Source organism: Cryobacterium suzukii (assembly GCF_004403185.1).
In the GTDB taxonomy this organism is placed as follows: Bacteria; Actinomycetota; Actinomycetes; order Actinomycetales; family Microbacteriaceae; genus Cryobacterium; species Cryobacterium suzukii.
The window spans coordinates 97541-109786 of record NZ_SOHJ01000013.1 but is presented as its reverse complement, the minus strand read 5'-3'; the positions used below and the strand labels follow the sequence as shown (position 1 = coordinate 109786).

Below are 12246 nucleotides of genomic sequence, written 5' to 3'. Positions count from 1 at the left end.
CGTTCATCCCGACCGGCACGTCATGCCGGTTCATCACCTGCCGTGGGATGGTTATCAGCTGATAGCGCCGTCATCGCGGCTGCGGCGCAGGGCGAGGAAGTTCTCGAGTTCTGCGGCGATCTCATCGGCTGACGGCAGCTCGCCGTCTTCGTCGGTGAGTGGCGAACGCAGCGTGCTCCCCTCCATATAGGCGTCGTAGCGCTGCTCGAGAGTGCCCACAAGTTTGGCCAGCTCCGGATTGCTCTGCACCTGCTCGTCGATGCGCGCGACAAATTCTCGGTTTGCTTCGCGCAGGCGATCGGTCGGAAAGATCAAACCGGTCGACGCGCTGGTGCTTTCCAACGCGCTGAGGGCCGCGGCGGGAAATTCGGTATCACCCAGGTAATGCGGAATAAGCAAGACGTAGCCGACAGTGGATGCGCCACGTTCCTGCAGGCGGAATTCCAGAAGGTGTAAAACGTTGGCGGCAACTTGCGTGTGCGGTCGCCAGACCGAGCGATTTTCGATCAGATCGGAACGATTACCGCTGACCGTCACACCGATCGGGCGGGTGTGCGGAACAGGCATTGGAATGGCGTGCACCCAGGTCGTCGAGGAAATTGTGAATCGATCGACGAGCTGCAGCATGGCCGCCGTGAACTGCTCCCAGCGGAAGTCGGGTTCGAAGCCGGTCAAGAAGAGGAACGGCTGACCGATCTCGTCGCGGGCCAGATAGAGCTGGAGCGATGGCGGCTGGTAGTTCGTGAGGTGATCCTGATCAAAGTAGATGATCGGACGTCGGGCCCGATAGTCGAGCAGGGTGTCGGTATCGAACGACGCAACGACGGTGTGATCCAGTGTGGTCAGCAGGTAGTCGGTGAACTGCGCTACTGCGCCACCGGCATCCGCGAAGCCGGTCAGTCCCATGATTAGGTGTAGTCCCTCAGGGACGCCATCGGCGTCGGCGGTGAGTTTGTAGAGCTCGTCGGGGTCTGACATTCCTTAACTCTAATCCGAGGCGCCCAATCGTGCGGTCTTTTAGGGCTTTCACCATCGCGCCCAGAGCGAACAGCCCAGAGCGAACAGCCCAGAGCTGGTGGCCAGGGCAGGTGGCCAGAGGCGCCACGGATACCATCGAGGTATGACTGTTCCCACCCTGACCCTGTCCACCGAGTCCGCGCAGGGCTCCACCGCCGATATCCTTATTTTTGCTTCGCTCCAAACGGATGACGGGGTGCGGTTACTCGCGGATGCCACGCTCGGTGACGCTCTAATCGCCTCGGTGACGGCTCAGGTGCCTCTCCTGAATGTGACCGGCGCACGTGACGAGGTGGTGCGCCTGGTAATCACGGCCGGGACGCCGCGCAGCATCGCCATCGTCGGGCTTGGTAGCGTGTTCAACACCGAGGCCCTTCGACACGCGGCCGGGTCTGCCGTACGGCAGCTGACCGGTGCAGCCTCGGTGGCCTTCGCTCTCCCCCTGGACGATGCCGACCAAGTCGAAGCTGTACTTGAGGGCGCGGCCCTCGGTGGCTACTCGTACACGGCGTACCGGCACAGTTCGCTGGCTGCGGCCAAACTGCCGGCCCGGAGCGTTGTCGTGCACAGTACGACCCCGGCGTCATCCGCTGTGGAACGCGCCCGGGTCAGCGCCGAAGCGATTGCTCTGGTGAAGGACCTCGTGAACATGCCGCCGCTCGACCTATACCCGGCCTCGCTGGCCGACCTGGCGGTCGACGCCGCACGTGGCCTGCCGCTTGACGTGACGGTCTGGGATGAGCATCAGCTCGCAGCCGACGGGTTCGGTGGCATTGCCGGCGTCGGTGCGGGTTCCACCCGCCCGCCGCGCCTGGTCAAACTCAGCTATAGCCCGAGCAGTGCCGGCAAGCACCTCGCCCTCGTCGGCAAGGGCATCACGTTCGACACCGGCGGGCTCTCACTCAAGCCGCCGGCATCGATGGTGGGCATGAAGTACGACATGACCGGCGCCGCCACAGTCCTTGCGGTAGTGGTGGCCGCTGCCCGGCTCCAACTGCCCGTACGAATCACCGCGTGGATGTGTATCGCCGAAAACATGCCGTCGGGATCGGCCATCCGCCCCAACGACGTGCTGCGCATGCGGGGCGGACGCACTGTTGAGGTCCTTAACACGGATGCCGAAGGCCGCCTCGTGCTCGCCGACGGACTCGTCGCCGCGGGCGAAGAACACCCCGACGCCATCATCGACGTCGCTACCCTGACCGGTGCCGCTGTCGTGGCCCTCGGCAACCGGTATTTCGGCGCGATGGGACATGACACTCTCGTGCAGCACGTGCTGGCGGCCAGCGCCGCGACCGGTGAGACGGCCTGGCCCATGCCTTTCCCGAACGAATTGCGGGCAACCCTCAATTCTGACGTCGCCGACATCGCAAATGCGAAAATCGGCAGCACGGCCGGCGGGATGCTCCTGGCCGGGGTGTTTTTGAGGGAATTCATCGGAACAGACCCGGTTGGCCAGACTATTCCGTGGGCTCACCTCGACATTGCCGGTCCGGCTCAGAATTCCGGATCGGGTTGGGGATTCACCGGTGTCGGACCAACCGGGGTGTCCGTTCGGGCGCTTCTTCGACTGGCCGAGGACTTTTCACGCCCGTAGTACAGTCGTAAGGGCAAGAAAAAGCTTGTCAAACCACGCGGCCGATCAGCATAATCTGTCGGCCGTCGTGACAAAGCGTAATGCGCGAGGGAGTAGCTGAGTGTCGGAACAGAATTTTGACATTGTCGTTCTCGGTGGCGGAAGCGGTGGATATGCAGCAGCGCTGCGTGCCGTGCAGCTGGGATTCACCGTTGGTCTGATCGAGAAAGGCAAACTCGGCGGCACTTGCCTGCACGTCGGATGCATTCCGACCAAGGCCCTCCTGCACTCGGCCGAGGTCGCCGACGTCAGCCGGGAAGCCGCCAAATACGGCGTCAAGACCGCGTTTGAGGGTATCGACATTGCGGCCGTCACCGCGTTCCGCGAGGGCATCGTGGCGAGCAAGTACAAGGGGCTGCAGGGCCTGGTCAAAGCGCGCGGTATCACGGTGATCGAGGGCGAAGGTCACCTGGTCTCCCCGACGACCGTTCAGGTCGGTGACGACCTGATCGTCGGCAAGAACGTGATCCTGGCCACTGGTTCCTATTCCCGCTCGCTGCCAGGGCTCGAGATCGGCGGCCGTGTCATCACGAGCGAGACCGCACTCGCCCTGGACTACGTGCCGAAAAAGGTGGCCGTGCTCGGCGGCGGCGTCATCGGCGTTGAATTCGCGAGCGTCTGGAAGTCCTTCGGAGCCGACGTCACGATCATCGAGGCCCTGCCTCACCTCGTGCCCAACGAGGAAGAGTCGATTTCCAAGCAGCTCGAGCGCGCGTTCCGCAAGCGCGGCATCGAGTATTCCCTGGGCATCCGCTTTCAGAGCGTCACCCAGTCCGACTCCGGCGTTGTCGTCACTCTCGAGAACGGCGCGACCGTTGAGGCCGACCTGCTGCTGGTGGCTGTCGGGCGTGGCCCGGTCACGGCTGGTCTCGGCTTTGACGAGGTCGGCGTAACCATGGATCGCGGATTCGTCATCACCGACGAACGCCTCGCCACGAACATCCCCGGCGTCTACGCCGTGGGCGACATCGTGCCAGGCCTGCAGCTTGCCCACCGCGGTTTTCAGCAGGGCATCTTCGTCGCCGAAGAAATCGCCGGATTGAACCCGATCATCGTCGAAGACGTGAACATTCCTAAGGTCACCTACTGCGACCCAGAGGTCGCTTCGGTCGGATACAGCGAAGCGAAAGCCGCCGACAAGTTCGGTGCCGACCAGATTTCTACTTACGAGTACAACCTCGGCGGGAACGGCAAGAGTTCGATCCTCGGCACGGCCGGTTCGGTCAAGCTGGTGCGGGTCAAGGACGGCCCCATTGTGGGAATCCACATGATCGGTGCCCGCGTTGGTGAGCTCATCGGTGAAGGTCAGCTCGTGGTGAACTGGGAAGCGTACCCGGAGGACATCGCACCGTTCCTGCACGCGCACCCGACACAAAATGAAGCGATGGGTGAGGCGTTCCTGGCGCTTGCCGGCAAGCCGCTTCACGCGATGTAGTCGGTTCCAACCATTTTCATCCAATTTTTAGACAAGTAAACGGTTTTGAAGGAGACATACGCATGAGCGAATCCGTCAGCCTCCCGGCACTCGGAGAGAGTGTTACAGAGGGCACGGTCACCCGCTGGCTCAAGAACGTGGGCGACCGCGTGGAGGTCGACGAGCCGTTGCTCGAGGTATCGACCGACAAGGTGGACACGGAAATTCCGTCCCCGGTCGCCGGCATCATCGAAGCCATTTTGGTGCAGGAAGACGAGACTGTCGAGGTCGGAACCCCGCTCGTCACGATCGGCGATGGCTCCGGCGCAGCGGCGCCCGCCGCTGAGGAACCGGCTGCTGAGGCACCGGCTGCTGAAGCACCCGCTGCTGAAGCACCCGCTGCTGAAGCACCCGCTGCTGAAGCACCCGCTTCCGAAGTACCTGCTTCCGTAGAAGCACCCGAGCCCGTTGCCCCCACCCCGGCACCCGTCGCAGCCGCGCCGGTCGCTACCCCGGCACCCGTCGCAGCGGCGCCGGTCGCTGCGCCGGCGCCCGCTCCTGCTGTCCAGGCACCCGCTGCTGCTGCCCCGGCGACCCGAGGCTCGCACGCCGGAACCAGCGGTTACGTCACACCGATCGTGCGCAAGCTGGCGAACGAGGCCGGCGTTGACCTGTCGACGATCAGCGGCACCGGCGTGGGCGGACGCATCCGCAAGGAGGACATCGTTCAGGCCGCTTCCGCTGTCGGCACTGCCGTAGCGGCGCCGGTCATCGAGATCTCACCGCTTCGCGGAACGACCCAGCCGATGTCCCGCCTACGCAAGGTTGTCGCCGAGCGTGCTGTCATCTCGATGCAGTCATCCGCTCAGCTCACGACAGTGGTCGAGGTCGATGTCACTCGCGTAGCGCTGCTCCGCGATCGGGTCAAGGGAGCATTTGCCGAGAAGACCGGCAACAAGCTCTCCTTCCTGCCGTTCTTCGCTCTGGCTGCCGCCGAGGCGCTTCGTGCCATCCCGATCGTGAACGCCACGATCGACGGCGACACGATCGTGTACCCGGCCCAGGAAAACATCAGCATTGCCGTTGATACCGAGCGTGGTCTCCTGACGCCGGTCGTGCGCAACGCCGGGGAACTCGACCTGGCCGGTTTTGCCGCTCAAATCGCGGACCTCGCCGCTCGCACGCGGGATAACAAGCTCAAGCCCGACGAACTGAGTGGTGGAACGTTCACGCTGACCAACACGGGTTCGCGTGGTGCCCTGTTCGACACGCCCGTTGTGTTCCTGCCGCAGAGCGCCATTCTTGGTACCGGAATCGTCTACAAGAAACCGCTTGTCGTCACCAACGACGGCCTTGATTCGATCGCGATCCGATCGAGCGTGTACCTGGCACTGTCCTACGACCACCGCATCATCGACGGTGCGGATGCAGCCCGCTTCCTCACTACGATGAAGGCGCGGCTCGAGGCTGGTGCATTCGAGGGCAACCTCGGCATCTAACAGCTCGAACTTTCGGCTCTGGACCACCCGCGGTTTTGGTGCAGTTCAGTAGTCGAAAATCTCACGAAGACGCCAGCCGTGCTCGCCCTTGACCACAAGGATCGAGGCCGGCTGGTTTTTTTGTTGCCCGGGCGCCGGGGTCAATGCGACGACGGCGAGGTCGCCGCTGCGTTCAGCAAGTGACGGCAAGTAGCCCGAATAGTCGGCGATATCCCGGCCCGACAGGCCCTGCTGCCGCTCACGGGCGTCGTAGCTGTCTGAAGCCAGCATGGCCGACCCGGTCTGGTCCACGTCGACCAGGCAGACCAGGGACGCGGTGGCCAGGCACGCGGCCCGGCGCTCGAGTAGGGCCAGCACGGCCGCTACCGGGTCATCCCCCGCTATTGCCGCCTGGTTGGTGGAGCCCGCGGCATTCGCTGGTACACCGGCCGGTGTTGTCGGACGGTCGGTGGACTCTGGGGTGTCGTTGACACGTGCAGCACCGTCTGTGCCCGAAGTATGCGGTGGCCCGGTTTCACCGGCACGGCCCGAGACGGGGAACAGAGTCAGGGCGAGTAGGAGGATGCTGGCGCCTGCGATGGCGGCCACCAGCAGGGGGCGCTGATGCCCGTGCAGTCGTTTCCGCAGTGCATGCCCCGCGTAGTTGAGCGGATGCGAGTCGACCAGAGACTCGACAACACTCTCGATCACCCGACCGCGGCGTGCTCGCGGCTGTAGTGCACGTACGAGGATGGTGCTCCGACCGAAGAGACTGCCGAGGACACCGCCACCGGTGGCAAAATGAAGGCGCGGCGGCGTGTCGTCGAACCTCTCGTCGAAGCCGTCCACGAGGTCGTCGTCGATTTGGTCGGGGAAGTTTGGCTGTGGATTTACTTCGTTGGCGACCTTGCCGTTTATTTGGTCGGCGCGTACTTTATCGCGAAAGTTGTTGTCGTCGGAAGCCCGCGATCCGGCCGGGTCTGTTTGGAGAGCGCTGCGGCGGAGCTGAACCCCGTTGACCCGCGCGGCTTCCGGTTTGACAGCGGCAGTGTTCTCTGTGACTGTCTGAACGTCCCGTCGGTCGTCGGGTTGAAAGCCGTGAAGTGGTTCAGCGTCGGCCCAATCAAAAAGATCGTACTCGAGTCTGCCGAGGACCGAACCAGGGTGTGCGGCGGCAGCTGCCTGATCTGGACGTACTGGAGCTAATGCGGGACTGATGGCAGCCTGAAATCGTCGCATCAGTTCGGCACCGCTCTCGCGGTGCGGGTCCGTTTTTGCGACCGATTCGAAGAGAGCCATCATTACAATTGCCAAGCGTTCGTAATCGGCGCGCAGGCGCCGCATTGCGTCGCGGGGCGCGTCGGTAAGGTTCGAGACAGCACCAAAACCGGTGAGCACCGCCCGGCCATTCGCATCCAGCAGAATCGTTGACTGAGTGACGCCGCCGTGCGCGAACCCGGCCGTGTGCATGGCGCTGAGGGCTACAGTGATCGGTGCCAGCAGGGTCACGACCTCGCCCGGCGACAGGGACGGGTGTTCGATCAGATACTTGGCGAGGGATCCCCCAGCGAGCCGTTCCAAAATCAGACAGATGCGGCCATCGCTAACTTGGGCGACGTCCAGCAGACGCACGAGTCCTGGTGCGGCCGTCGAAGTCATCACGGCGATGTCGAGTTCAACGCTTGTCGTCTCGGTGGCGGCGTGGAAGACCTTGAGCGCAACAACGCTCCCGGCACCGGAATGTCCCAGGTACACGACGGCGCGGTCCCCGGCGCCCAACAGGCGGATTACACGGTGTCCGGCAATGACACCCTCCGTGTGCACCGATGCCACAGTGCTCGCATCAGCGTCAGCATCGTCGCTGTCTTGAAGCGAGGCCCGCTGAACGGACTCATACTGTGTTTCGTCGACCGAAGTCGGGGACCGTTCAGCGCGTCGTCTCACTGGACCATGTTCGTGCACACAACCCGCTGACCGACCCACACACCTTGAATCAGTGCGGAGCCAGCGATCCGTCCCGGTGTGGAGGAGTCGAGGCATTCGCTTCCTGACCTCGCGCCCGCTGTGCTCGGTGCACGCAGATTGCCCACGGCGCCCCTAGACTAAGCAAATGCTCGACTTTGTCGTCGCGGGGCTAAGCGCCAACTCCGTGCCGTATGTTGAGGGCCTAGAGCTCCAACGCGCAGTCCATCGTTCTGTCGTCGCTCGTGAGCGACCGGACACCGTTCTCCTTCTGGAGCATCCGGCCGTGTACACCGCCGGAAAACGCACCCTGCCGGAGGAACGCCCCGTCGACGACACGCCGGTCATCGACGTCGACCGGGGTGGCAAGATCACCTGGCACGGCCCCGGCCAATTGGTCGGCTACCCGATCCTGCACCTCCAGGAACCCGTCGACGTCGTCGGCTACGTTCGGTCCCTCGAAGGCATTCTGATCGAGGTTCTGATCGAGTTCGGTATTGACGCCGTGCGAGTGGCCGGACGCTCGGGCGTCTGGGTCGGCGAAGCCGGCCGTGAAGACAAGATCGCCGCCATCGGTATCCGTGTCGCCCAGGGTGTCACAATGCACGGTTTCGCCCTCAACTGCAGTAACTCGCTGGAAGCCTATTCGCGCATCATCGCCTGCGGCATTCGCGATGCCGGTGTGACCACCATGTCGCGCGTGCTTGGAGACACGGTCGACCCGGACGAGTTGATTGCGCCCATCACGGCCGCCTTTCAACGCTCGGCGAGTGTGAACCCCACCAACACGATCTCTGCCAGCCTCGATAACGTCAGGACGAACGCATGAGCGCAGTACCCGAAGGCCGCAAACTGTTGCGATTGGAAATTCGCAACGCGGAGACGCCGATAGAACGCAAGCCCTCCTGGATCAAGACGGTCGCCAGGATGGGGCCGGAGTATCAGAAACTGCAAAGCCTGGTCAAGAGCGAAAATCTGCACACCGTGTGCCAGGAAGCGGGGTGCCCGAACATCTTTGAATGCTGGGAAGACCGAGAAGCGACCTTCCTGATCGGTGGCTCACAGTGCACGAGACGGTGTGACTTCTGCCAGATCGATACCGGAAAACCGGCCGACTACGACACCGACGAACCGCGTCGCGTCGGCGAATCCGTTGTCACGATGAACCTGAGATATGCCACCGTGACCGGCGTCGCCCGCGACGACCTCCCCGATGAGGGGGCCTGGCTCTACGCCGAAACCATTCGGCAGATTCACCAGCAGAGCCCTGGCACCGGTGTCGAGATTCTCGTGCCGGACTTCTCCGGCAATCCGGAGCACCTGGCCCAGGTGTTTGACGCCAAGCCGGAGGTCTTTGCCCACAACGTCGAGACCGTGCCGCGCATCTTCAAGCGGATCCGCCCGGCGTTTCGGTACGACCGGTCGCTCGACGTGCTCACACAGGGACGCAACGCCGGACTGATCACCAAATCCAACCTCATCCTCGGTATGGGTGAGGAACGAGCTGAGATCACCCAGGCGCTGCACGACCTGCACGAGGCCGGCACCGACATCATCACCATTACGCAGTACCTGCGCCCGAGCGCCCGGCACCTGCCGGTCGCGCGCTGGGTGCGCCCTGAGGAGTTCGTCGAGCTCAACGAGGAAGCCAAGGAGATCGGCTTTCTCGGCGTTCTCTCTGGCCCGCTCGTGCGCTCTTCCTATCGTGCCGGTCGACTGTGGGCCCAGTCCATGGTTGCGACCGGTCGGGAGATTCCCGCCGAACTGCGCCAGCTGGCGGATGCCCAGCTCGGGTTTGCCCAAGCAGTGTCGTGACCAAATTCGGTCATGCGGCATTCGAGTGACTAGGTAGTCTTATACCCATGGCACGCAGCAAGGAAAAGACCCCCAAAAAACCAAAACAGCCCGGCCGCTTGAAGCAAATGTGGCAGGTTTTCCAGATGACGAGGCGCTACGACTCGAACATCGTTTGGATTCTGGTTTTGGCCTTCCTCATACCCGTTCTGATCAGCCTGGCCCTGGCCTTGTTGATTCCCGGCAGCAACGTCTTCACCATGGTGCTCTGGATCGTCGCCGGTGTGCTCGCCGGCATATTGGCGATGCTGATCATTCTGGGTCGACGCGCAGAAAAGGCAGCGTATTCGCAGATTGAGGGTCAGCCCGGCGCCGTCGGCGCCGTGCTGCGCAGCTCGCTGAAGCGCGGTTGGGTCGGCAGCGAGATGCCGGTAGCCGTCAACGGCAAGACGCAGGATGCGATCTATCGCGCCGTCGGCCGCGGCGGTGTCGTGTTGATCAGCGAGGGTCCGAAAACGCGCACTGCGCGCATGCTCGAGGAAGAAAAGCGCAAGATCGTGCGCATCGGCGGAAATGTGGGTGTAACCGTGATCTCCGTTGGCCCCGACGCGGATGCCGTGCCGCTGCACAAGCTTGCTCGTCGCCTGACTCGGATCAAGCCCACCCTGACCAAGGCCGAGGTTCTCGCCGTTAACAACCGTCTCAACTCGATGGGTACGAAACTGCCCATCCCCAAGGGCGTTGACCCGATGAAAGCACGCCCGCAGCGCGGCTAGTAGCAACAAATAAATGAAGGGCCGGGCGCTGTGCGCCCGGCCCTTCATCGTCCGCCATACGTCGTTCCCCTATCGGCGAATGAGAGCTGTTCCCGCAATTTTGTCGTGGAACCCGCGCTGGTCAGAATCCCAGACGAGCGCGGGAAGCGCAATTCCAAGAAGCACCGAACGCACAATGGGACGCCACAATCCGACCCATCCGCCGTGGATGGAAATGATCCGTAGTCCCACCAAACGATGGCCGATGCTGGCGCCGATCGTGGGAATGAAGACGATCTGCAGAATGACGAAAATGATCAGGTTGGCGGCCGGGTCATAGTTGAAGAAGACCCTGGAGACCCCGATGGCGATCGCCCAATCAATGGCGAAGCCGAGCAGTCGCCGCCCAGGACGGCCGATGGAACTGGGCCCGATCTGGGGTAATCCGAGCCGCTCCCCCGGCCATTTACTGGGTGGTAGCTGACCAAAGGTGTTCGGGCGGGAGCTGGAGTCTGGCACCCGATGAGTCTACCGAGGAGCCCTCCCTGTAACATGGGGGAAACATAAGCGTCACGGAAGAGTAACGCGGCGCTACTAATCTCAGGGGAGCCGATGTGTCCGATTCGGCCGTTTCTACGCCCTCGTCGTCTGGAGTTAATCCGCATGTTCCGCGATTCGTCCGAAGTGCTCAAATTCATCAAAGAGAATGACGTCAAGTTTCTTGACATCCGTTTCACCGATCTTCCCGGTGTGCAGCAGCACTTCAACATTCCGGCATCCACCGTCGATGAGGAGTTCTTCACCGTCGGCCAAATGTTCGATGGTTCCTCGATCCGCGGTTTCGCGTCGATCCACGAATCGGACATGCAGCTCATTCCCGACGTTTCGACCGCGTACCTGGACCCGTTCCGCACCGAGAAGACGCTCATTATGCTCTTCGACATCTACAACCCGCGTAACGGTGAGATCTACTCTAAGGACCCGCGCCAGGTAGCTAAGAAGGCCGAGAAATACCTCGCCTCCACGGGTATTGGCGACACTGCGCTCTTCGGTTCCGAAGCGGAATTCTACATCTTCGACGATGTGCGCTATGAAGTGAACCAGCACACGAGTTTTTACTCCGTTGACTCCGGCGAAGGCGCCTGGAATTCCGGAAAGAAGGAAGAAGGCGGAAACCTCGCCAACAAGACGCCGTTCAAGGGCGGCTACTTTCCGGTCAGTCCGGTCGACCAACACGTCGACATGCGCGATGACATCTGCCTGAAGCTAATCGAATCCGGCCTTATCCTCGAACGCAGCCACCACGAGGTCGGCACCGGCGGCCAGGGCGAGATCAACTACCGATTCGACACGATGGTTCACGCAGCGGATGACCTGCTGAAGTTTAAGTACATTGTCAAGAACACCGCACACGACTGGGGCAAGACCGCAACGTTCATGCCCAAGCCGCTGTTCGGTGACAACGGCTCCGGCATGCACACGCACCAGTCACTCTGGGCCGATGGCAAGCCGTTGTTCTACGATGAGGCCGGCTATGGCGGGCTCTCCGACGTGGCTCGCTGGTACATCGGAGGCTTGCTTAAGCACGCCCCGGCCGTGCTCGCGTTCACGAACCCCACGGTCAACTCGTACCACCGTCTCGTTCCCGGATTCGAGGCCCCGGTCAACCTGGTCTACTCGGCCGGTAACCGCTCGGCGTCGATCCGCATTCCGATTACCGGAACCAACCCGAAGGCCAAGCGCCTCGAGTTCCGCGCTCCCGACGCGTCCGGTAACCCGTATCTCGCCTTTGCCGCGCAGCTCATGGCCGGCCTCGACGGCATCAAAAACCGTATTGAGCCACACGAGCCCGTCGACAAGGACCTCTACGAACTGCCCCCCGAGGAAGCCAAGAACATCCCCCAGGTTCCGGCGTCGCTCGAGGAGGCCCTGCAGGCTCTCGAAGCAGATCACGACTTTCTCCTCGCCGGAAACGTGTTCACACCCGAACTGATCGAGACCTGGATCCAGTACAAGCGCGAAAACGAGATCAAGCCGCTCGCCCAGCGTCCGCACCCGTTCGAATTCGAACTGTATTACGGGGTCTAAACCGCACCGTATATCGCCCACACGGCACTGAGTAAAGGACCGCATCTATCGGATGCGGTCCTTTACTGTATTGCTGCGAGAACGGGGCGTACCAGCCCTCCG

Annotated in this window: 10 protein-coding genes; 7 read left to right on the top strand and 3 right to left on the bottom strand. The window is 62.5% G+C overall.

Annotation, left to right across the window (positions count from 1 at the left end; translation table 11 throughout):
• Positions 1 to 54: 54 nt before the first annotated feature.
• The gene (locus E3T39_RS13290; RefSeq protein ID WP_134516107.1) at positions 55 to 978 is read right to left on the bottom strand and encodes a proteasome assembly chaperone family protein; all 924 of its coding nucleotides are present in this window, start codon (positions 976 to 978) and stop codon (positions 55 to 57) included.
• A gap of 142 nt (positions 979 to 1120) precedes the next feature.
• On the opposite strand from E3T39_RS13290, the gene E3T39_RS13285 reads away from it, so the two are divergent.
• From E3T39_RS13285 to E3T39_RS13275, 3 genes are all read left to right on the top strand, one after another.
• Positions 1121 to 2614, top strand: a complete 1494-nt coding sequence (locus E3T39_RS13285; protein WP_134516105.1) for a leucyl aminopeptidase — start codon at positions 1121 to 1123, stop codon at positions 2612 to 2614.
• Positions 2615 to 2714: 100 nt separating this feature from the next.
• Positions 2715 to 4088, top strand: a complete 1374-nt coding sequence (gene lpdA / locus E3T39_RS13280) for a dihydrolipoyl dehydrogenase (RefSeq protein WP_134516103.1) — start codon at positions 2715 to 2717, stop codon at positions 4086 to 4088.
• A 62-nt stretch (positions 4089 to 4150) separates the two neighbouring features.
• Positions 4151 to 5566, top strand: a complete 1416-nt coding sequence (locus E3T39_RS13275) for a 2-oxo acid dehydrogenase subunit E2 (protein ID WP_134516101.1) — start codon at positions 4151 to 4153, stop codon at positions 5564 to 5566.
• A 45-nt stretch (positions 5567 to 5611) separates the two neighbouring features.
• Here the strand turns inward: E3T39_RS13275 and E3T39_RS13270 are convergent, their stop codons facing one another.
• Positions 5612 to 7489 (bottom strand): protein kinase domain-containing protein, encoded by a 1878-nt coding sequence (locus tag E3T39_RS13270; protein WP_166784134.1) that lies wholly within the window; start codon positions 7487 to 7489, stop codon positions 5612 to 5614.
• A gap of 166 nt (positions 7490 to 7655) precedes the next feature.
• Between E3T39_RS13270 and lipB the strand changes: the two genes are divergently transcribed.
• From lipB to E3T39_RS13255, 3 genes are read left to right on the top strand one after another with little or no spacing between them, the layout of a single operon-like run.
• Positions 7656 to 8336, top strand: coding sequence for a lipoyl(octanoyl) transferase LipB (gene lipB, locus E3T39_RS13265; RefSeq protein ID WP_134516097.1), 681 nt, complete (start codon positions 7656 to 7658; stop codon positions 8334 to 8336).
• The gene (lipA, locus tag E3T39_RS13260; RefSeq protein WP_134516095.1) at positions 8333 to 9322 is read left to right on the top strand and encodes a lipoyl synthase; all 990 of its coding nucleotides are present in this window, start codon (positions 8333 to 8335) and stop codon (positions 9320 to 9322) included. Before lipB ends, lipA begins: the two co-directional genes overlap by 4 nt.
• 47 nt (positions 9323 to 9369) lie before the next feature.
• Positions 9370 to 10077: a DUF4191 domain-containing protein gene (locus E3T39_RS13255; protein WP_134516093.1), complete on the top strand. Its 708-nt coding sequence runs from the start codon at positions 9370 to 9372 to the stop codon at positions 10075 to 10077.
• A 69-nt stretch (positions 10078 to 10146) separates the two neighbouring features.
• Here E3T39_RS13255 and E3T39_RS13250 read toward each other — a convergent pair whose 3' ends face one another.
• Positions 10147 to 10575 (bottom strand): RDD family protein, encoded by a 429-nt coding sequence (locus tag E3T39_RS13250; RefSeq protein WP_134516091.1) that lies wholly within the window; start codon positions 10573 to 10575, stop codon positions 10147 to 10149.
• A gap of 144 nt (positions 10576 to 10719) precedes the next feature.
• Between E3T39_RS13250 and glnA the strand changes: the two genes are divergently transcribed.
• Positions 10720 to 12144, top strand: a complete 1425-nt coding sequence (glnA, locus tag E3T39_RS13245) for a type I glutamate--ammonia ligase (protein WP_134516089.1) — start codon at positions 10720 to 10722, stop codon at positions 12142 to 12144.
• The last annotated feature ends 102 nt before the right edge of the window (positions 12145 to 12246 follow it).